At 63.8% G+C, this 20,411-nt stretch carries 21 protein-coding genes; 6 read left to right on the top strand and 15 right to left on the bottom strand.

Annotated features, from left to right (window positions below):
* Positions 1-124: 124 nt before the first annotated feature.
* Positions 125-952 carry an NYN domain-containing protein gene (locus ETR14_RS03070; RefSeq protein WP_129383308.1) on the bottom strand — a complete coding sequence of 276 codons (828 nt, stop codon included), beginning with the start codon at positions 950-952 and terminating at the stop codon, positions 125-127.
* Between the two features lie 569 nt (positions 953-1,521).
* The gene (locus tag ETR14_RS03065; RefSeq protein WP_129383307.1) at positions 1,522-1,986 is read right to left on the bottom strand and encodes a DUF1348 family protein; all 465 of its coding nucleotides are present in this window, start codon (positions 1,984-1,986) and stop codon (positions 1,522-1,524) included.
* 331 nt (positions 1,987-2,317) lie between these two features.
* Here ETR14_RS03065 and ETR14_RS03060 point away from each other — a divergent pair, with 331 nt between their 5' ends.
* A complete protein-coding gene (locus ETR14_RS03060; RefSeq protein ID WP_129383306.1) occupies positions 2,318-3,265 on the top strand; it encodes a DMT family transporter in 948 nt (315 codons plus the stop codon).
* A gap of 42 nt (positions 3,266-3,307) precedes the next feature.
* Here the strand turns inward: ETR14_RS03060 and ETR14_RS03055 are convergent, their stop codons facing one another.
* From ETR14_RS03055 to ETR14_RS29485, 3 genes are all read right to left on the bottom strand, one after another.
* Complete coding sequence (locus ETR14_RS03055) at positions 3,308-3,646, bottom strand: hypothetical protein (protein ID WP_129383305.1); 339 nt, start codon at positions 3,644-3,646, stop codon at positions 3,308-3,310.
* 139 nt (positions 3,647-3,785) lie between these two features.
* Positions 3,786-3,956 carry an NYN domain-containing protein gene (locus ETR14_RS29490; protein WP_371416738.1) on the bottom strand — a complete coding sequence of 57 codons (171 nt, stop codon included), beginning with the start codon at positions 3,954-3,956 and terminating at the stop codon, positions 3,786-3,788.
* A gap of 19 nt (positions 3,957-3,975) precedes the next feature.
* Positions 3,976-4,203, bottom strand: coding sequence for an NYN domain-containing protein (locus ETR14_RS29485; protein WP_256370193.1), 228 nt, complete (start codon positions 4,201-4,203; stop codon positions 3,976-3,978).
* Positions 4,204-4,761: 558 nt separating this feature from the next.
* Here ETR14_RS29485 and ETR14_RS03040 point away from each other — a divergent pair.
* Together ETR14_RS03040 and ETR14_RS03035 are read left to right on the top strand one after the other, a co-directional pair.
* On the top strand, positions 4,762-5,052 hold the full coding sequence (locus ETR14_RS03040; RefSeq protein WP_129383304.1) for a hypothetical protein: 291 nt from the start codon (positions 4,762-4,764) through the stop codon (positions 5,050-5,052).
* Between the two features lie 223 nt (positions 5,053-5,275).
* Positions 5,276-5,824 carry a hypothetical protein gene (locus ETR14_RS03035; RefSeq protein WP_129383303.1) on the top strand — a complete coding sequence of 183 codons (549 nt, stop codon included), beginning with the start codon at positions 5,276-5,278 and terminating at the stop codon, positions 5,822-5,824.
* A 1,121-nt stretch (positions 5,825-6,945) separates the two neighbouring features.
* On the opposite strand, the gene ETR14_RS03030 is transcribed toward ETR14_RS03035, so the two are convergent.
* Complete coding sequence (locus ETR14_RS03030; protein ID WP_129383302.1) at positions 6,946-7,566, bottom strand: hypothetical protein; 621 nt, start codon at positions 7,564-7,566, stop codon at positions 6,946-6,948.
* A 485-nt stretch (positions 7,567-8,051) separates the two neighbouring features.
* On the opposite strand from ETR14_RS03030, the gene ETR14_RS03025 reads away from it, so the two are divergent.
* Together ETR14_RS03025 and ETR14_RS03020 are read left to right on the top strand one after the other, a co-directional pair.
* Positions 8,052-9,392: a DUF1963 domain-containing protein gene (locus ETR14_RS03025; RefSeq protein ID WP_129383301.1), complete on the top strand. Its 1,341-nt coding sequence runs from the start codon at positions 8,052-8,054 to the stop codon at positions 9,390-9,392.
* A gap of 272 nt (positions 9,393-9,664) precedes the next feature.
* Entirely contained in the window at positions 9,665-10,282 is a 618-nt protein-coding gene (locus tag ETR14_RS03020) for a hypothetical protein (RefSeq protein ID WP_129383300.1), read from the top strand.
* 216 nt (positions 10,283-10,498) lie between these two features.
* On the opposite strand, the gene ETR14_RS03015 is transcribed toward ETR14_RS03020, so the two are convergent.
* Positions 10,499-10,969, bottom strand: a complete 471-nt coding sequence (locus ETR14_RS03015) for a hypothetical protein (RefSeq protein ID WP_129383299.1) — start codon at positions 10,967-10,969, stop codon at positions 10,499-10,501.
* A 452-nt stretch (positions 10,970-11,421) separates the two neighbouring features.
* Here ETR14_RS03015 and ETR14_RS03010 point away from each other — a divergent pair, with 452 nt between their 5' ends.
* On the top strand, positions 11,422-11,895 hold the full coding sequence (locus ETR14_RS03010; protein WP_129383298.1) for a hypothetical protein: 474 nt from the start codon (positions 11,422-11,424) through the stop codon (positions 11,893-11,895).
* Positions 11,896-12,188: 293 nt separating this feature from the next.
* On the opposite strand, the gene ETR14_RS03005 is transcribed toward ETR14_RS03010, so the two are convergent.
* From ETR14_RS03005 to ETR14_RS02975, 8 genes are all read right to left on the bottom strand, one after another.
* Positions 12,189-12,701, bottom strand: a complete 513-nt coding sequence (locus ETR14_RS03005; RefSeq protein ID WP_129383297.1) for a hypothetical protein — start codon at positions 12,699-12,701, stop codon at positions 12,189-12,191.
* 1,036 nt (positions 12,702-13,737) lie between these two features.
* Complete coding sequence (locus ETR14_RS03000) at positions 13,738-14,133, bottom strand: hypothetical protein (RefSeq protein ID WP_129383296.1); 396 nt, start codon at positions 14,131-14,133, stop codon at positions 13,738-13,740.
* Positions 14,134-14,313: 180 nt separating this feature from the next.
* Positions 14,314-14,469 carry a hypothetical protein gene (locus ETR14_RS28105; RefSeq protein WP_165356247.1) on the bottom strand — a complete coding sequence of 52 codons (156 nt, stop codon included), beginning with the start codon at positions 14,467-14,469 and terminating at the stop codon, positions 14,314-14,316.
* An 853-nt stretch (positions 14,470-15,322) separates the two neighbouring features.
* Positions 15,323-16,825, bottom strand: coding sequence for a serine hydrolase (locus tag ETR14_RS02995; protein ID WP_129383295.1), 1,503 nt, complete (start codon positions 16,823-16,825; stop codon positions 15,323-15,325).
* Between the two features lie 112 nt (positions 16,826-16,937).
* A complete protein-coding gene (locus tag ETR14_RS02990; RefSeq protein WP_129383294.1) occupies positions 16,938-17,576 on the bottom strand; it encodes a hypothetical protein in 639 nt (212 codons plus the stop codon).
* A complete protein-coding gene (locus tag ETR14_RS02985) occupies positions 17,573-17,845 on the bottom strand; it encodes a PadR family transcriptional regulator (RefSeq protein ID WP_129383293.1) in 273 nt (90 codons plus the stop codon). Before ETR14_RS02985 ends, ETR14_RS02990 begins: the two co-directional genes overlap by 4 nt.
* 711 nt (positions 17,846-18,556) lie before the next feature.
* The gene (locus ETR14_RS29035) at positions 18,557-18,706 is read right to left on the bottom strand and encodes a hypothetical protein (RefSeq protein WP_243455736.1); all 150 of its coding nucleotides are present in this window, start codon (positions 18,704-18,706) and stop codon (positions 18,557-18,559) included.
* Between the two features lie 273 nt (positions 18,707-18,979).
* Positions 18,980-20,128 carry a P1 family peptidase gene (locus ETR14_RS02975; RefSeq protein WP_129383292.1) on the bottom strand — a complete coding sequence of 383 codons (1,149 nt, stop codon included), beginning with the start codon at positions 20,126-20,128 and terminating at the stop codon, positions 18,980-18,982.
* Positions 20,129-20,411 lie beyond the last annotated feature (283 nt).

Below are 20,411 nucleotides of genomic sequence, written 5' to 3'. Positions count from 1 at the left end.
TCCGCTGACCGCCGCGCGTGCTGCTTTGGCAGCCTTTGGACGCGAAGCCGCGAAGAACGCGATGCTCGCCAAGGATGCCCGGCTTAGCTGTCGCGGGCGGCGGTGTGCAGCGGCGCTTGGTCGTTCATGCTGCAGGATGTGCGGCGCGTGCCTTGTTGCGCTTGTCGGCAATAAAGAGATGGCCAGTCTCGGCTTTGACGATGTCGAATAGGCCGGTCGTCTCGAACAAGGCTCGAAAGCCTTTCACGCCGTAGTTGCGCGGGTCGATCGAGGCCTGCCGCTGGACCGCGCTGCCGGTGGAGGACAAAGGCGCCCATCCGTCTTCGCGCGAATTCGCCTCCACGCCGCCGCGCAGGGCGGTCACCAGCCTGGTGTCGCAGGCGAGCTTCCATTGGTTCTCTGCCGCCGTCTTCGGTTCGATCTTTCGTTCGGCGCCGTTCGCCCGCTTCGCGGCGGTCGTCTTGGTTTCGGCCGACGAAGGGGCCTCCGGCTCCGTGAGGCTGTCGAGATAGAGGAAGCTGGTGCAGGCGTTGACGAACGGCTCGGGCGTCTTGCGCTCGCCGAAGCCGTAAACGGCGCGGCCGTTGGCCCGGAGCTGCATCACCAAGGGGGTGAAGTCCGCATCGCTCGACGCGATGCAGAAGGCGTCGAGATTCTGGGTGTAGAGCAATTCCATCGCATCAATGACGAGCGCCATGTCGGTCGCGTTCTTGCCGGCCGAATAGCTGAATTGCTGCATCGGCCTGATCGCGAACAGATGGAGCTTGTCCTTCCAGCCCTTCAAGGTCGCATGCGTCCAGTCGCCATAGGCCCGCCGCACGTTGGCGACGCCATAGCGCGACAATTCGCCGACGATCGCGCCGAGCTTCGCATGGGAGATGTTGTCGGCATGGACCAGCAAAGCGATGCGGGCGGCGGCTTCGCCCGGCGCGGGAAGTGAGTCCTTGCTCATCGGCGCAAGGTGACATGGTGTCGGTTACCAAAGCGCGAACGAGCTTGGAGGGGCAGGGGGCCGGTGCCGCGCGGACGCTGCCCAGCAAATCCGCGGCGGACGCGCTTCAACCCTTCGAAGATTCGTGACTTCCGGCAGATGGCAGGGGCGCGAGCCATGGCGGACAGTCTGCGGCCAACCTCGTGTTCAAGCTCGACGCATGGGACAGAACACGCGCGGCGCTCAAGGCCCTGCAACAGGTGCATCCGGGCTGATGTGTCCAGGTGCACCTGGCCAATGATCCCGTAACCGGATCCCCCTTTGATCACATCAGGCGCATCAGCATCTCCGCATGATGGGCCGATGTCCGACGAAGCAGCTCACCGTGATAATCGGCCGATTGGTTCTTCGAGCTCGGACGCGAGAGCCGGCGGCGGAGGCTCGAAAGGGCCGTACCTGATCCGAACCATGATGCTCGAGCGGGCGGGTGTTCGACCCGCTGCCTGGCCGGGGCGAAACGACCCGCCTTGTGCGGCGTCCATCTCGGCAGCGGAGCCGCAGGGTCCGACACGGATCACGGCTTCGCGGGCCTAGAAGCCGAAGGCGCTGAGGCCCGGATGATCGTCCGGACGTCGGCCGAGGGGCCATCGGAATTGGCGATCCTCCTTGCGGATCGGATGCTCGTTGATGCTCGCGTGGCGGTGGGACATCAGCCCGTCATCGGCGAATTCCCAATTCTCATTGCCGTAGGCGCGGAACCAGTGGCCGCTGTCGTCGCGATATTCATAGGCGTAGCGAACGGCGATGCGGGCGCCGGTGAAGGCCCAGAGCTCCTTGATCAGGCGGTAGTCCAGCTCTTTGTTCCACTTGCGGGTCAGGAAGGCTTGCGCTTCGTCGCGGCTGGTGACGAACTCGACGCGATTGCGCCAGCGCGTATCCACCGTGTAGGCGAGCGCGACTTTGGCCGGATCGCGGCCGTTCCATCCGTCCTCGGCGAGGCGGACCTTCTCGATCGCGCTTCCGCGGGTGAAGGGCGGCAGGGGAGGGCGGACCATGATGTTTCTCCTGGGGTCATCGGCAAGGGGTGAGGCAGCCGTCTTCCTCGCGGATCGATCGGCAGGGTGGCGGGCCGCAGGCGCTGTTCCCGGTGTGCAGCGTTACTGTGCGGCGATGCGCCGCAATGGAGAATGGGGCCTGAAGGCATTTCACCATTTCACTTTGCGTAACGATGGGTGAGAGAGAATGACCTGCCGTACGAGCGAACGTCCGCTCGGCCCTTCGGGATCTCGAACTCGAATTCCGGTCTGGGATCGGCGGCAGCCGACGTTATGAGTGCGTCGCGCCGCACCCTTCCCACGCGGGCATCGCGAGGCGGATTTGTTCGGCATGATCGAGAAGCACCCGCCTTCGTGGCGCATCACCGGCTTCGCATTTTCCGCGGCCGGCGCGATGCTGTTCGCGATCAAGGGCGTCCTGATCAAGCTCATCTACCGGTTCGGCATCGACACGACCAGCCTGCTGGCGATGCGCATGCTCTTGGCCGTGCCGGTATTCGCAGCGGTCGGCGCCTACACCTGGCGGCGACTGGACCGGGAGAAGCGCCCGGACGCCCGCACGATCTGCCACGCCATGCTCGTCGGCATCCTCGGCTACTACATCTCGTCGTGGCTCGACTTTCAGGGCCTGCAAACGCTCGAGGCGCAGACCGAGCGTTTGATCCTGTTCACTTACCCGTTCCTGGTGATCCTGTTCGGGCGATTGCTCTTCGGCCATCCGCTTCGCGCGCATGCCCTGGTCGGGGCCGGCCTGAGCTATGCCGGCCTGTTCGTCATGTTCGCGGGCGCGCCGGCACGACTGGACGCGGCCATGCTGGTGGGCGGCGGCTACGTGGCCGCCGCAGCCGCCTCCTTCGCCCTATACCAGCTATTCGCACGTGAAGTGATCATGCGGTGCGGCGCATCCTTGTTCACCGCAATCGCGATGAGCGCGGCCGGGATGACGGCGTTGCTCGGCTTCCTGCTGACGCACCCGGCGGCGGCGCTCAGTCCGCCGCGCCCGGCCTGGGCCCTGATCCTCGCTTTGGCGGTGTTCGCGACGATCGTTCCGGCCTTCCTGATGTCGGCGGGAACGGCCAGGATCGGCGCCCAGGGCACCGCGATCGTCTCGACGATCAGTCCGATCGTGACCATCGGCGTGGCGATCCTGGTGCTTGGCGAGCCGTTCGGCTGGCCCGAGGCGGTCGGCACCCTGTGCGTGCTGGGCGGCGTCGGCCTGTTCAGCCTCTTCGAGACCCGCCCGCGCGCCGATCGAGCGGGCGAGGAAGGCCCAGCCTGATCAGCCCAGCCCGATCAGCCCAGCCCGGTCAGCGCCGCCTGATCAGCGCTGCTTCTTCGCAATCGTCGCGGTGAAATCCGGATCCTTGTTGGCGACCCAGGCGACGAATTTGCGCACATTGGGGTTGGCCAGCAGCGCGTCCACGTCCAGGCCATACCGCTGCAGCTCGGAATTGGTGAAATTCGTAATCAGCGTCTGCTGACAGATTGCGTGCATCGGGACGACATCCGTTCCGCCCCGGCTCTTCGGGACCGGATGGTGCCAGATGATGGTCTTGCCGGTGGGCCGGCCGCACAGCCAGCAGAGCACCGCCTTCGCCGGAGCGTCCGCCTTGGGGTGCAGATCCTCGTAGGGACCATGTTTCGAATGCTTGCGGGCCATGCGTCTGCCTGAATGCGTGAAATCGTGGGGCGCACCTATAGCGGTGCGAACGACATTGCCACGCCCGGATTGGGGGGCGGCTGTCGGCGCAGGCCGGGGTGGGCCCCCGACGCAGCCCACGGGGCAGTGCGCGTTATTGTTACGAGTCCGGCTTGGTTAGGGCATTGACGAACGGCCCGGGCGTCTTGCGCTCGCCGAAGCCGTAAACCGCGCGTCCATTGGCCCGCAGCTGCATCACCAGGAGGGTGAAGTCCGCATCGCTCGACGCGATGCAAAAAGCGTCGAACTCCTGCGTGTAGAGCAATTTCATCGCATCGATGACTAGAGCGTCAAGCGCGATCCAGGAACTGCACTCGACGCTCTAGGCTTTTGTTGTACCGCGATTTTCGAGTCGCCAGATGGTTCCGTCTGACTGCAAATCGCTCTAGCGCCATGTCGGTCGCGTTCTTGCCTGCGGAATAGCTGAATTGCTGCATCGGCCGGATCGCGTACAAGTGGAGCTTGTCCTTCCAGCCCTTCAGGCGCGCGTTGGTCCAGTCGCCATAGGCGCGCCGCACGTTGGCGACGGCCTAGCGCGACAATTCGCCGACGATTGCGCCGAGCTTCGCATGGGCAATGCTATCGGCATCAACCAGCCAAGCGATGCGGCTAGCGGCATTGCTCGACGCGAGAAGCGACTCGTTGCTCATCGGCGCAAGGTGACACGGCGACGATTACCAAGCGTGGAAGAGCGTGGAGGCCTCGGCGCGCGGGAGTGGGAACGGCTAGTGTTGGGACAAAGCCGCCGTTCCCGACCGTGGCGGCGAATGACCGCTTTGATACCCCGAAGCCGTCATTCCCGGTGCGCCCTGCGAATGACTGCTTTGGGGGATCTTAGCAGACCTTGCTCCCCGTCCTGGCGAATGTCGGCTATGGAGCAGGTGGTGGATGCACTCGCGCGAGCCGCTTGCCCGATCCGCGCTGTAGCGCGTTGGTCCTGGTGGTGGCGGCGCCATCGTCAGCCTGCCTGGCGAGAGCGGACGTAGCGCGCGCTGACGCGGGCTCCCGACCGCGACAGCCGAAACGGGTGGTTCCCGGACCCTCAGGTTGCCATGTTGGTCTCGAAGGAGCCCTGCATGAACCCCGAGTTTTTTCGCGTCCGAATGGATCAAAGGCGGCTTATCGTGGTGATAGCCGACCAGCAGAGGGCGGGAAGGATCGGCGACAGTCTTCGCGATGTAGGCTGCTCTGAGGCCGGGCCATGTGCCTGGGTGTGCGGAATCGATGTCTCGATGGAGAGCCTATCCGGTGCCGTTGGCGAACTCCTGTCCGGTGAGGTCGTCTACCTAGCGGCTCAGGGAGCCGAGCGCCTTGATCTGGGGCTATTCGTCGCCCCCAACACTGAAGGCGGGATCATCGTTCAGTAGCTGGCGGGTAAGTCGACCAAGGGCCGGAGCACGTCGTAGCTCCCGATCTGGAGCATGCCCACTGCCAACGTCAGATTGCCGCGCGATAGCTTACGTTCGCCGCTGCCGTGGAGGATCGCGCCGACAACAGCCGATCAGGGTGGAAGTCAGACATGGTCTGCATTGGACCTGCATATCGGGGCGCTAGAGCAGGTTCGAAAAGCGGTGATAGGCGGAGGCGCGGGTGACGATTGATCTGCTGAGGTTTCGACGAAGGCGCGCCGGCAGGCCCGTAGTGTTCAAATCCTTGATTGTAATAACGTCGATGCTTCTGGCCGCATGCGGCACAGCTCGCCATCCAGGTGACGATGAGCTCATCAGCAGGTTCCGTGACCATCGAGCAGCATTCGAGCAGGCCAGGGACTTTGCTCTACAAGACGCGGAGCAGCGGGAGCGGATTGAGCCTGACACTCTCGACGGTTACCCTTCACTGCCCGAATCCCATCGTGCAGCGTACCGTATCCTCTTCGAGCAGCTCGGGATCGAGACGATTATCCCGTACCGTTCCAAGTCTGCCAAGCGATGGGTATCGGTGTCGTTCGTTGTAAGCACGGCGGGCATCGGGATTAGCGGTTCATTGAAAGAAATTAAATGGCTCGGCCAAGCACCTCCGAACCCTCCCATTCGCAGCCTCGATACCCCTTATGACAAGGCTGGGTACGTCACCGATACGTGGTTCGACGCCTACCGAGCCATTGACGAAGGCTGGTATCTGCACGTCAGTGCTGATTGATTTCAGCGTGCCGAGAGTCCGGAATGGGTCGATCCGCGCCGTAGCGTGGTGATCGCACCCGCGGCGGCGCGAACGTCGGTCTGGCGCGCGTAACCGGACCTTCGTCGCGGCGCCGCTCGATCGCGCAGGGAACGGCCGGCGAGGTGGATTCCGGACTTAGCTCGCGACCTCGATGGCCGCGAGGCCTGCGCCGCCGCTGCTGAACGTCTTCCGTTCGCATCGGACAAGGGTTCCCGGTGCAAACGTCCATTCCTCACCTTCTGGAACCTTTCCACCCACTTGGTAGGCGTCACCTGATAGGTGCGTCGCCTCGACTGAACGCCACACGTCTACGCCTTCGTTCAGCAGGGGCATGTAGATGGTCGGCACGCTTCAACATGGCTTGAAGATCGCGTTGCCGCGATGGGAGGATGCGCGCTGTAGCCGGCGTGGGGGCGCCCGTCATCACAGCGTCAGGCGCCGGCGCGGGAACTGCCATTCGTTGAGGCGCGAGAACTGGTCACCCAGGCTGCGAAACCAGCAACGGCACCACAGAGGGCGTAGGGAAGCCCGGTGTACGCGACGGCCCAGACGCTGAAGTCGTAAGACCCAGTGAATAGCCAAACGGCCACGGGCCCAAGGAAACCAACGGCGACTGCGCTCTGCCAATTTCCCAAACCAAGTCTTTGAAGCAGTAGCCATCCCGGGAGCGCAAATGCCGCGATAAGCAGAGAGTAAAAAAGCGAAATCAGTGCGGCTATCTGAATGCCCACGCTTAATGGCAACAGGCACTTTCCAGACCCACAACCTGCAAGCAGCCCCTCGCACAAGGTGTAGGTCGAAACCAGAAAAACTGCTGTCGCGATAGCAACGGTGATTGCCCGAGCGGCATTCTTTGCGAGTTGAAGGCGGCTCGGCATCACCAACGCTTACCATTCCGCGACAGCGTTCGGAAGGTCAGTGTTTCCGAGGGGCGCTTGCCGCCTGTCCTCGCTCGCAAGGTCCGCTTAGGGTCGGACGCGGTTCAACGTCCCGATCACGCGGAATGATGGCGCCGATGGCAGGCTACCACGCGAGACCGGACGTTCGCCGCCGCGGCCCGTGATCGCCCGGGGACAGCCGCATCGGGTGGAAATCGGACCTTAGAAGAGCTGGTCGACGACTGCTTTCACTGCATCACTCAGCCGACCAGGTACTCGTGAGGCCGCGTACGATCGCGCGACACATTCGAAGGTCGTATCATGGAACGGGAAGATGAAGTGGTTGAGCTCGGCAAACGAAGCTTCGTTGTGCCTTGGATGAACCGAGTCGATCCGCCGCAGCTGATCGATCCATGGCGAGTTTATCACGCGCATCGCTCTGTATGGCTCAAAGCCGCTTCCATGTAGCGGATGCCCAGGGAATGTCTCGTCGCCGGGGTTTCCAAACAGGGTGGCGGAGCAACCATCAAAGCGGACTAACCCAACGGCGCTTTCGTCATCGGAGAGAAGGAAGAGTAAATGCGCGTCATTGTCCGATTGAATGAGCGTTGGAAGGGGTGCGCCAACATCCCAAAGGAGAGACATCGTCTCCGCGACTGCGTGCGGGCGAGCTTCGGCCGTTGCCAACTTGCGTTCGGCGTTCAGCAGTTGTTGAAAGGCGGCCTCATACGCCTCCATCTCCCCGCCGGTGCGCTTTCCCGCTAGCCGGCGTACGGATGCATCGAGCTCGGCTTCCGCTCTGGCGATATCCTCTCGGAGCGTCTCGATCTCTCTGGCTGTCATGCCCGTCTGGATAGCCAACAGGACGCGGAACGCCAATGTTGGCTACGGGGCCGAGCCGGCCTACCGTCCCGATCTGGCCCGCGTCCCGGCGCGAACGTCAGGCTGCCGCGCGGGAGCGGACATTGGCCGCCGCCGCGTTCATCGCCAATGGGCACAGCTCATTCGGGTGGATTCGAGACATTCCTGTAGCCGCAAGATGCCTTCGGCCGAAGCTTGGATGAGCCAGCGGGCCGAGCTTAACACCACTTCTCATGTTCGGCGGTACTGACATGAATGTGAGGTTCCAACAAAGAACAATCGGTCGGCTGCGGGCAAGCCGACGTTCGACGGGGCGCCGCATACTGCGGCACGGCTTGAGCAGCGTATGTGCCGAAAACCGGCCTGAGGCTGCGTCGCGATGGCGCGAAGCATTGGACGATACCTCGATGCCCGCTTGGGGTCGCGGACTTGTTGAGGAATGCAGATCCGTGCGGTAGCCACTGGATATGAGCGAAGACGAGTTCGAATGCATCTTTCGTCGCTACCGCTGCGACGCCATTCTTCTCCATCGGCCTTATCCGCCACACCGCGCCCGCCGCACCAATTCGAAGTTCGGGGGACTTCCACGACTTCCGACGGAGATCGAGTGGCCTCGCACGCCGGGGGGGATCCCGCTCCACTTTCTGGCGCAAATCGACTGCGCCGATCTTCCTAACCCAAGCGCTCTGCCGAACCGCGGGGTGCTGTTCTTCTTTGGCCGGGAGAATGATCATCATCTCTGGGATCATGAGAGCTCGCCCGCGGACGTTTGCCGGGTCTTACATGTACCAGAGGTCTCTGCCTCCACACCCCTGCGGCAAGCTCCTTCGGATCTCCCGCCGATTGGTGGGAGAAACAGTCCGCATGGGGCATGGGGCAACATCATGCGGGTTGGGGAAAATGCTCCGTCCTTGCACGTCGAATGGCCGATCGAGCCGCTGGCATCAGACGATTGGCCCGACGCGCTTCCACAGGCAGTCGAGGAGTCGGATGCCTCCGGCCCGCGCGCGCCGATGAGTTCCCAATTGGAAAAACCCTGCTTGTCGGCGTGGCCGTGCGACCAGGCGCGCCAGCGCCGCTATTCCGAGGCCCTTGTGCAGCGCCGCGAAAGGGCCATCGCGCGTGCAATCGGTATCGCTATTCCGGATCTCGCCGGCACAAGGGGCCAAGACAAGAGTGCGGGCCGGGAGATCTTCTTTCATGCCGAGAACGGCGCGGCGACTTATCCGCAGCACTGGCTCACGATCCGATACGCCGCGCGCTTTCTCCTGCGCCAGCTGGACATCTGTCCCTACCCAGAAGCGCAATTTGTCGCGCGCCTTTGGGGCGAGGCCAATGCGTGGCTGAACCGCGACGCCGCCGTTCACGGTAACGCGCCCGTCGAGGAACAGGATCGCGGTACTTTCCGCGCCTGGCTTCGCTCCGTGCGGCTTTCAGGAGACGATAGGCCGCTCAGCGATGATGCGAGCAGGCTGGTCTTTCTTTCAATGCTGGCGACGATACGATGCTGGGCCGGGGAAACCGAGAACGCGGCGCGCATCACGCCGCAATTCTACGATTCCATGGCGTTCGCATTCAGACCATTCAGCCTCGACAGGCTGCGGGCATCTCGGATGCTCGGCTATGCGCGCACCTGGCAGCCACCAGCGCATCGCGACGATCCGATCGTAGGCCTGCTCCAGCTTGCGAGCGACAGCGCGCTGGGATGGCAGTGGGGCGACATCGACCATTGCGGCTTTTGGATCGCAACAAGCGACCTCGCAAGGCGCGATTTCTCCCGCGCGTGGCTGACCATAGAAGGCGGCTGAGCTTTCGAGCTGCTCCCGAGCCATAGATCTTCCGTGAGCGGCCAGGTCCAGCCCAAAAGTAGGACCCGAGGGATGTCCGATATCAGGCCTCAACCTTTCGCCGAGCTACGACCGCTTTGGGTCGATCCGCGCTGTGGCGCGGTGATCGCGCCCGCGGCGGCGCGAACGTCGGCCTGGCGCGCGTAACCGGACCTTCGTCGCGGCGCCGCTCGATCGCGCCGGGAACAGCCGGGGAGGGTGGAAACGCGACATTCGGATGGTAAGCTGCCGACATGAAGCTGAGCGTATTTCTGGGGATCCTCTCCGCTATGACGGCGGCTTCCGCCTGGGCTCTCGATCGCGAGCCTGCCTCGGCGGTAGGGCGGTGCGGCATGTTTCCCGCAGAGGTTCAAGATCTTCCCTATGCGGGCTGGTCTGACTGCTTCCTTCGTGGCGCGGGTGAGAAGCCGCTCTGGAAAGGCATGATCGGTAATCGCGCTCGCCAGCAGGTGCGCTTCACTTTCACTGACGGCCATCTCCGCTATGTGCGCGTGATCGATTTCATCGAGCTCGCAGACGGCACGGGAAGGATCGAGCGCAAGACGATCCTTCCTGCTGGCGATCGAACCTACAAGGTCGAGAAAAAACGTGCACGAACGGTTTCGCTTGCTGACGTGCGGCGCCTCAATGATCTCGCCGCCACGTCCGACGTTTGGAAGTTTGAGACCGGAACCTGGGACGGTGAGGAGATATTCCTCCACTGCCAGACGCTCGATATGGAGCGGACTGAACCCGCCGGCTACCGGTTCTCGTCTGTGAGCATCAGCTGCAATCGGCCGCGCAAGTTGGAACCGCTGATCGAATTCGTGACGTCTCTCGCAGGCTTGAAACCTGATAGAGCAGGCTACTAGTCGGAGTGTCCAAATTGGGTCGGAGCACGTCCTAGGTCCCCGCATGGCGCACGCCGGCGGCGAACGTCAGGGTGCCGCGCGGAAGCGGACCTTCGCAGAGTCGCCTGGTGATCGCGCCGGGAACAGCCGGGGAGGGTGGAAGTGAGACATCCCACTCCGTCGTTAGGGATAGGACCTGCACTAGCGGGGCTGCGCTGATGAGGTTGGGACGCGTGCTTAACTCCCCTGTCCTGGCCTCAAGTAAAACTTGTCGAACCCCGCTTCGTCGATGAGCTTGCTTAGACCAAATTCCCAGGCGCTATCGTCTTCGTACGTCCAGCCCTCTAAGTGGCAGTTGCACAGCCGCGCAAGCAAATACATCTGCGGAATGCGCTCGTTGACCCACCGGACGTTTGGGCGGACGTTTTCCCATACCCAGAAGGTCAATTCGGAATCCTCGCCCATCAGCGAGGCGGAAAAGCCCGGAAATATCTCCTTCAGGTAATTCCGCATCTGCTCAAAGCAGGCAACAGTATACTCCTCGTCTTCAGGATCACGGCGAGCGTAGGGGAGGAAGGCCCATTTTACCTCGAATGGACACCACTCCCCCGGAGGAGGAAGCTTCGGCGTGAGCGCCTCTATTCCAGCCGCAAGGACGACGCTCCTGGCTTTCAAGTCCTGATACGATCTGGGCGTATATGTATCCATTACCTTCCCCTGCAGCGAGGAATAGCATGACCTGAATCGCCCACGGACCCATGCCCCTCACGCGCGTTTGCCCCGTCGCCCGCTTGCCCTTCTAGCAAGCGTCTTCATCGGGTCGGATGCGCGCCGTGACGGATAGTCGCAGCGCGAATGTCGTGGAAGGGTCAATTCGCTCTGTAGCACAGCGGTCCAGACGGTGGCGGCGCGGTCATCCGCCCGCTTGGCAAAAGAGGACGTCGCCCGTGCCGGCGCCGGCTCTCGACCGCAACAGCTGAATCAGGTGGGTTGCAGACGTAAACGACGCTCGATCGGCACCACCTTCGCCGCTCGAATGCGGACGCCCGCTATCTGCCACAAGCGAATGATGGCCGAGCCGCTCCGGCGCACGATCGTTGGTCGGCAATCCTTTACCAGTTCTGAGTTAGCCAGCGCGATCAATGAACGGAGGATCACAGATGAGGGGTTTGCTGCTGTTTGCTGGAGCCCTCGTGGTCGGAGCAGGGTATCTGGGATCGACATTACATCCCGGTTCACCGGGGAACGGTCCGAGCGGCAGCGCGGCGGCCCCGCCTGCGGCGTCGGGTGGAAACAGCGCCAACGGGTTTCCCAAGGCTGGCCAGTACGACATCGTGCGGGAGGGCTCACAAAGGAGCGACAAGATCGACATGTGGGTCGATGCGTCCAATCGGCAGGCTTTTGAGGAGCTTGTCGCCCGCGACGATGGCGATTGTCGCGACAAGAGCGTGTCGATCGGAGGCGGGTCTTTCAGTGTGCGGATGACGTGCGATACCCCCGATGGTGATATCCGCAACATCCCAATCGAACGACACGGCAGTTACTCGGAAAATTTTATAGAGATCGAAGCCATAACACGATTGTGGAGAACTCCGATACGCGAGACGGCACGATACCGGCTGCGAAAAAGCTGAGAGGACTTGATGCCGTCGTGCGCTTGGCTCCTCTGGGAGAGGGTCAGAGAACATGAGATGACGCGGCCCGATGCTGTTCCCGCGGTCGGCGCCCCTATGACGCTCGAGTTGCAATCCGGTCATTCAAGTTGGCTACGCGTCCATTCTTATGTCCGGAATGGGTCGCAGGCGGCTGTAGGAGCCCGGGCGGTCTCGGCCAGGCCCGAACGTCCGCCTGTCGCGCGCAACCGGACGTTCGCCGCCGAGGCTCTCGATCGAGACGGCAACAGCAGACTCGGGTGGAATGGAGACGGTCAGCCCGTCAGTTGCCCCGCGGCCAGTCGGGTGATCTCGTGCATTTGGTCGTCACCGATGTAGGCGGGGTACTCCGTGCGATCTCGGGGAAAAGGAGAGTACATCACGGCCGCCTTGTAGACGCTTCTGAGCGGCAGCTCGACAGCCTCCGGAATGCCTTCGGCAGAGGGCTGATCAGCGTAAGCGTGCTCGAACCGGTCGCTGAACTCCTCCGCCGTTATGGCGGCGTCGAGGTAGGCGCGCATGAGGAGGCGCAAGAACGTCAATGCAATTTGCCAGCGCGGTTCTTTGAGTATGCCTCCATCCTCCAAAGCTTGGTGGACCAACTCTCCTGCGCGCTGCCACTCATCATCTCGGAGCAGAGCTGTTTCGATCAACGCGTCTGACGAGATCCCCGTCGCCAATATGTCACCTGCCCAGCGCCGGGCATTCGACGGGTCTGGCTTTCCGATGCAGAGATCATTCAGCAACTCCAATGTCGAAAGGGGCAGCGCTTCGATCATGGAGGGCATGGACGTACAAGATACGCGCGCGGGTCGACCGTCAATGTCCGATATGGGTCGCAGGCGGCTGTAGAGGCCCGATCCGTCGCGACCAAGCGGGAACGTCGACTTATCGCGCGGAACCGGACATTCGCGCCGCGGCCCTCCCGCGTCGGAGCGAACAGCCGGGTGGGGTGGAAAGCCGACCTGCTCAACGACTCCGACGCTATCGTCCCGGCACCGGAGTCGCGAGCGAGTGAGACTTTCGAGCAGCCACACCATCGAGGTAGGTGCAGATTGTTTTTGACCGTCGCCGTTGATCCGGCCGCGGTCCGGATGACGGCAGCGAGGATTGGCTCCGGAGGTCACCTGTTTTCAAAACGCGACGGACTCTGTCCCCGCAGAAAGACGAAAAGGCGGTGCGCCTGATGCAGCGGTCGAGGAAGGCAATTTCGAACCCGCCGAGATGCTGGCTCAGATGCTCCGTTCGACGACGTTCTACCTCCTTCCGGAATTCATCGCGGTGCCACATGATTAGGTCAAAATAGCCGGTGTAGGGTGTCCAATCTTGGCTCTCTGGCTCCAGACGAGGAAAGGATGGCATCTGCCCGAACAACTGCTCCTCAACATACCCGCAGTCACCGGCGAACCCGCTCGTGGTAAAGGTTGCCATCCTAATTCTCTCTGGATAGCGGTCGTCGAAGGCGTCGAGTAGGCGATGCGCGGCTGTCAGCCGCTCGGTCCCATGCCGTGGGGCGTTCAGCGCGGCCAAAGCAGCCAAAGCGAGCGGCCCTACGACAACGCCGAGAAGTAAGGCTGCGCCGAAGAGCGCAATCTTTCGAAGGACCACCGCCACAATACCTCCAAAGCAATTGAACCATTATGCCTCCTGAGATGCCCGATTGAAATGTCCGCTAAGGGTCGGACCCGGTAGCCCTTCCCGGGCCGGCGCGCGCCGACGGCCAACGTCAGGCTGCCACGCGAGAGCGGACGTTCACGGACGCGGCATCGGTCGGCGGGAACAGCGGGTGGGGGGGACACGCGACATCATGCTTGGACAGATTGGCTAGAGGCGCACTTTCCAAGTGTTCTCGGGATATTTGATGATCCGTCGCCGCCATGTCCAAACCGTGAAAGCAAACATGGCCGCTCCGGTTGCTGCACCAGCGGCCCGCCCCTTCTGATGACCATGGAAATAGGCCACCAGAATGCTCATGACGGCCGGAGCAGATAACGCGAGCCAATCCCGTCGGGTCAGTTTCCTCATGCGGCACAGCCTATCGCGACGTGCCCGGAAAAACATCGCTTTCTGCGTGGCGCATAGGGTGGGAGTGTCGAACCGGGCTTCCTCGTTGCCCGACACTTGGAGGTAAAAAACGTCGTTCGTTGCAGCTCTTGGAAGGTCAGCTATGGGTCGGACCCGGGCGTCCGTCTCGATCTGGCGCACGCCAGCGGCGAACATCAGGCTGCGGCGCGAGATCGGACATTGGCCGCCACGGCGGGCGTTCGCGACGGTAACAGCCGGATGGGGTGGATTCCGGGCCTAGAATGTCGAAGATCATCTTGGCCGGGACTGCCTTAGTCACCGATGCTCACTGCCCTACAGCTCTGAGTCCAGGGTCGCGCCTCTTCGTGCTGGCCTTCAAGCAGCTGGATTCTCGCTGCTGTCTACCATCCTCTGCAGGGCGGCCAGAACGGCATCCACGGCGATCGCCTCGAGCACGCCCATTCCCGGCGGCGGTAGGACGTGCCGATAATCCTCAAGAACCTCATCAGGGATGTGTATCGTAAGATCCATCGGCGGCCTCCTTGGCGCCACCACTACGGACGCGGCGGCAGGAGAGCAAATCGGGCGTTGGGTCTGGATCGAACTCCGTCGTGAAGCCGCTACGTCAGCTTAGGGTCGGAGCACGTCGTAGGTCCCTACATGGAGCAGGCCGGTGACGAACGTCGGGGTGCCGTGCGAAGGCGGACCTTCGCCGTATCGCTTGGCGATCGCCGTGCGAATGACAGGGCATGGTGGTTAGCTGCCCTTCAGCTTAGATCGGGCATGCTCAGAAAGGGACGTTATCGGTGAACATTCCGATCACGCCCGCCAAGAAGGAAACACCGATCACGAAAGCGACGGCACCAGTCACTGATACAGGCGCACCGCTCAGCATCCTCCCCCCGACCACTATCGAAAATACGACAAGTGAGATAAGGAAGTACTCCTTACCACGCTTTGGGCTGAAGCCAGTCGTCGGGGTCTCAGCATTGCGCCTTGATTCCCTTCGCCGCCGCCGCCCCATATCACCTCTCGTTCGCCGCTGCCCCCACGGGTAACAGAACCATGGGAACGGCAGCAATGGGTCGATTCACGCTGTAGCTGGCGTGAACGGTGCTTGCCTGCATGAACGTCAGGTTCTCGAGCGGAAGCTGACATTCGGCGACGAATGACCGGTTTCGCCAAGAGCGGCCGTTCGGCGGGTTGTCGGGAACGACCGGCTCTGGTCGCGATCTGCCGATCTCTGCGAACAGCTCGAAAAGGCGGTTGGCAGGCGAAGCGTCCGCAGACGGCAAACGGATGTCGGCCTTTCCATTCCTCGCTTCGAAGCAGCCGATGAGGTTCGGTGCAAACGAGCGGTCACCCTCAGCCCCGTCACCGTGACTTACGGCGCAGCGGCGGCTTCTCCCGCACGCACCAGCCTCAGCGGCGGCCCGCCCTCAACGATGTCTAGGCTGCTTCGATCGTCCGCGAACTGGATGATCAAGCCCCTCTCGTCCGAGCGGAACCGGGTCGGCGAGATTGCCCGCAGCCGTTCGGCCCGTGGTCCGCCGGTGTCGGCGTAGAGGCCGTCTGGACGGGCCAGGAAGACGACTGCCAAGCCGGGGCCCTCGAAGCGGCCGGCGGCGCGGGTAATCTCGTCCGGCGTCAGCTGCCTTTCCTCGGCAGGCGGGGCGGCGAGGTCAGTCCAGCCATACTCGCTGGCAATCGCCCGGACGACTTCGTCCATCAGCCGCCGGCCGTCGCCGCCGTTGGTGAGAAGAACGACACCGTCACCGCGCGCGACGAAAGAGACCATCATCGACTGGAAGCCCTCGTTGAGGCCGTCATGGCCGAAGCGCCGGGCGGCACCCTCGCCCTGGACCATCGGTCCGAGGCCCCAGTTGTTGCGAACTTCGGCGAGCATCTCCCGCGCCATCGGCGGCGAAAGGCGGCGGCCGTCGGCGCCGGCGGCGGCCGCCTGGATGTCGATCAGCAAGCGGGCGAGATCGGAAGCGCTGGCCCACAAGCCGGCCGGGCCAAGCTCCGGATAGACATGGTAGCCGCCTTCGATCGGTGCGCCGTTCACATGGGCGAGAGCGATGTTGGCGCGGAGCGCGCGCGAGGGCGGCTGGGCGAAGCCGCTGCGCGTCATTCCGAGCGGCCGCAACAACTCGCGCTCGGCGAGCGTGGGGAACGGCATGCCGGAGACATCGGCTAAAGCAAGCTGCGTAACCACGTAGCCGCCGCCTGAATAGGTCCATTGGCTACCCGCGGGCAGGACGGATCGAACCTTGTCGGTGTTGGCCGGTGGGGCGCCGTCGAGTATCTGCACCACGGACGGCAACGCCGTGCCAGACGGGTAGCCCGGAAAGCCATGGACACCGAGCCCGGCGGTGTGGCTGAGCAACTGGCGAAGGGTCACGCCTCTCGGCGCCAGCGCAGGATCCTGCGGCAGCTTCCAAGAGCGCAAGGAGAGGTTGATGTCGCGATCGAGTGCGAGCTTGCCATGCTCGGCAAGTCGGAGGGCGAGCAGGGCAGTCGCGACCTTGCTGATCGAGGCAGCCTGGAAGGCGGTTTCGGGGGTGACCGGCGCGCAGCTGGACGCGTCGCGAACGCCCCAGCCCCGCGCCCAGGCCAGCCTGCCGCCCTGGATCACAGCGACGCTCAGCCCCGGCACCCCGTAGGCGCGCATCCGCTCGGCGAGGGTGAAAGGCCGTTCGCCGGGCGCAATCACCGGCGGGCGCAGGTTGGCCTCGACATGCAGGCTGTGGGCATCGGTCGGCCCGCCCGCCTGAACCGCCACCGCGCAAGTGGGCGTGGCGCCACCGGGTGGCTGCGCTGACGACGGCACCGCTGTGGCGAGGGCGATAGCGGCGCCGATGGTGAGCGGGGGCAGGTGCGGCATTCCGACGTTTTCCTTCTGCGGCGGACCCACGATGGGCCGTAATTGGCAGTACGCTGAGAGGGCGCGCAGGGGTGGGCACCCGCTCGCAAGTCGTTTGAAGCGAAAGGGAGCCCTAATAGGACGCGTCGGGCGAGGCGCGGGCGATGATCCCCGTGTGCCAATTGGCGATGGCGGCGACGGTCGCCAGTTCGAGAGCAAGTAGAGCGAGCTGGAGAACGGCGTGAACGCTTTCGAGGAAGAGGATGCTCATAAACAGGACCAGGGTGCTCGCGGACGCGACGATTGCCATCGCCGTCGGCAGGAGGCGCGACCAGTCGCGCTCGAGGAGCAGCCAGGCGATACGCATTTGTCCCGCAGCGAGCAGGAGGAGGAGCATGGTCGGCGGCAGCGCCGCGGCGGGCAAGGCACCGGCCATCAGCAGCGCTTCCGGACTGCCCGGCACAAGGGAGGCACGGGCGCCGTTCTCGCCGGGAAGGAGAAAGGGAAGACCGAGCACGGCGTCGCCGAGCTGCAAGGCGGCAACCGGGATAAGCAGGCCGAGCGCCAGGACGTGACTGGCGAGTGCCAGGCGGCCTTCCTCATGGCTCGGCAGCGCGCGCAGCGCGGCCAGCAGGCAGCCGGCGGCGAAAGGCAGCGCGTCACCTTCTTCGGCCGCCGTCTCGAACTCGGTCGCCATCGCCTCCGCCCAGTCACGATGACGCGCTCCGAGGCAGCAGGCGGCCAGCGCCATCACGATCGACGCCAGCCTCATGCCGCCGACAATCTGCCGTAGGCCGCCGTGCTGCCGTCGCGGATCTCGCACGCGAGAGCAAATCCGGCAGCGGTCAACCGATAGGCGTGGCGGGGTGGGCGGCCGCGATGCGTCGGCTCGCGCCACTCCGCCTCGACCACGCCCAGGTCAGTCATTCGCATCAGCAGGGGGTAGAGCGTTCCCGACAACAGCCCGGTCTCCTTCATCAGCTCGTAGCCGTGCCGCCACTCCAGCCGCCGTTCCGACAGTGCCTGCAGGAGCAGGATCATGTGCTTCGAGGGGCGCCGGTTCCGATCCATGTTCGATACTCTACATATGTAGACTTGAGAGTCAACTGGATGCGAAGGAGCTCTGCCATCTGCGCTGGAAGATGTGGAGAGATGCCGCGGAGCAGGTTTTTCGCTCGGGACCCATCGGCGCGATTGCGCATCCTCGTGCACGCCTTCGGACGCTTCCGGCAGGCTCGGATCCCGCTGCGCAGCCCATGGCGCGGTGAACACGCATTCCTTTCATGCCCACTTTGGGTTGATCCGCGCTGTAGCCGGTTTGGGAGGCGCCCGTCAGCCCCCCACGCCAGGCTCTTGCGCGTAAGCGACGAACGATCAGTCTTGGCGCCTCCGGACGGTTGCATTCTTGTCGGCGAACGGCTTGGAGTGCTCGCGAGCTGACCGCGTTTCCAGACCGTTGCCGCGGATATGCAGATACCCCAAGCTTCCAGCTGGAAATGAGGGCTACCCGCTGGTCGCGCGTCCTCCCGATCCGACTAACGGCGAGCAGCTCTACGAACGCTCCCGCAACGACCATGAGAGCCTCGGACCTTCGCCACCAAAGAGGGAGTTCCGGATTGATCCACGACGAGCAACATGGCGGTTCCGATCAGCATCAACAGGCCCGAGAAGACGAGGCTCCGGCTGAATGCCTGGCCGGCCCGCATCACATGAACCAGTTCACGGCGTGCGCGGCGGTGCACAGAAAGGTGATCAGCGTCGTCGCCCATCCCAAGATGTTGGTGATGCGCCCATTGCTGCGGCGCCGACCACCTTGCGGCTGTTGGTCAGCAGCATCATCAACAAAAGCGGCGGCGGGACCGAGAAGCCTTGCACGATCCCCGACCAGACGAGGGCCTTCATCGGATTGAAGCCGAGTCAGTTCATGCCCACCGCCGCGCGGTGACCAGGGCGATGATGGCGTGGAAGAGCTTGTTCTGGTCAGGTTGATCGTGAAGGCTCCCCTCGCGGCCAAGCCCTTGCGCGAACGCGAGCCGCTAAAGTCCGCTTTCGGCGGGAGCGGTCGTTCACGCCTTAGGTCTCGAACGGCCGGGACTGGTCGCGGGCGGCGGAAGTCGTTTTCTGTTCAGGCGATGGTTGCCGCGCAGGTGGCCTGTACCGGGCGGTTCGACCGGATCACCGTCTGCGGCGTGACTGCGAATGAAGCTCGAGCACTTTCTCCAGCGGCAGAGCCTCGATGCGCGCGCCGTTGCCTTCGGCCGAAACCGCACGGAACATGGAATTCAGCACGGCTTCCTCCGTTGCCTCCACCGTCGCCTGGAAGAGCGGCGAGATGCGGTCGTTGGGAAGTTCGGCGATCTCGGCGACATTGCTCCGCCGATCGGGCGTGCGCCGGACGCTCCCGGCGGTGGAGAAGGCGACGGCATAGTCACCGGAGCCATTGGTGATCGGTGACCCCGTGCGGGCGATGCCGAGGAAGGCGCGGCGCGCGAGCCGCTCGAGGTTGCGATCGGACAAGGGCGCATCGGTGGCGATCACGATCACCACCGAGCCGTCGCCCGCTGCCGATTGGAGTTCGTCCTTGAGATAATATTTGTCGAGCAGCGTGCCGATCGGTACGCCGTCGACGCTGAGCACGCCGCCGTAATTGCTCTGGACGAGAACGCCGACCGTGTAGCCGCCGAGTTTCGGCGGAAGGCGACGCGAACTCGTTCCGATCCCGCCCTTCCAGCCGAACGCGACGGTGCCGGTTCCCGCGCCGACCGCACCTTCCGGAACGAGCCCGCTTTGGGCTGCGTCGATCGCGGCGCGCGCATCGGCCTTGGTCACCCTGCGGCGGCGGATGTCGTTCAAGGCACTGTCATTGGTCTCGCCGACGATCGCGTTGACCGAGCGGACCTGCTCGTTTCCGGTCTGCTCCAACGTCCACTCGATGGCCGCCGCGGCCGCCTCGGGCACCGACAGGGTGTTGGTGAGCAGGATCGGAGTCTCGATCTCGCCGAGCTCTGCGATCTGGGTCGAGCCCATGAACTTGCCGAAACCGTTCGCCACCGCGAAACCCGCCGGCACCTTGTCCTGGAAGAGGTTGCCCGCGTGCGGCAGTATTGCGGTGACGCCGGTCCTCACGGCCGTGCCTTCGACCAGGGTTCTGTGACCGACCTGCACCCCCGCCACGTCGGTGATTGCATTGAGCGGCCCCGGCTCCAGGATGCCGATGCGGATGCCCGCCTCCCGCACTCGGGGACGCTCGGCCGCTGGGGCGGATGCCGCGGCAACGAGCGCGGAGGCGGCAACGGCGGTACGGACGAACGGCTTCAGGACCATGATGTCTCCTCGCGGCAAAGCATGTCCGAGCCTACAGGCTTTCGCCGCCGCGTCGAGCAGTCCGGCGCTCTCGCCGGTCAGGCGCCGTGTAGCTCGGAGTTTCCGGGGCACCTTACTTACCTCAGACCATTGGCCGTCTCCCCCAGATGCTTTCCGAGCGCGACAGAGGCGACTTGTTTGTCCTTAGCAACGCGCCGAAAGGTGCCGCCCGGTTTCCGGCCTCAGCGATGCGACAACAAGAGCTTCTTAGCATCGCGCCGAACGGTGGCGCCCGCTCCCCGGC

Origin of the sequence: Sphingosinicella sp. BN140058, assembly GCF_004135585.1 — a bacterium.
Taxonomy (GTDB): domain Bacteria; phylum Pseudomonadota; class Alphaproteobacteria; order Sphingomonadales; family Sphingomonadaceae; genus Allosphingosinicella.
This window is presented reverse-complemented; position numbering and strand designations above follow the sequence as displayed.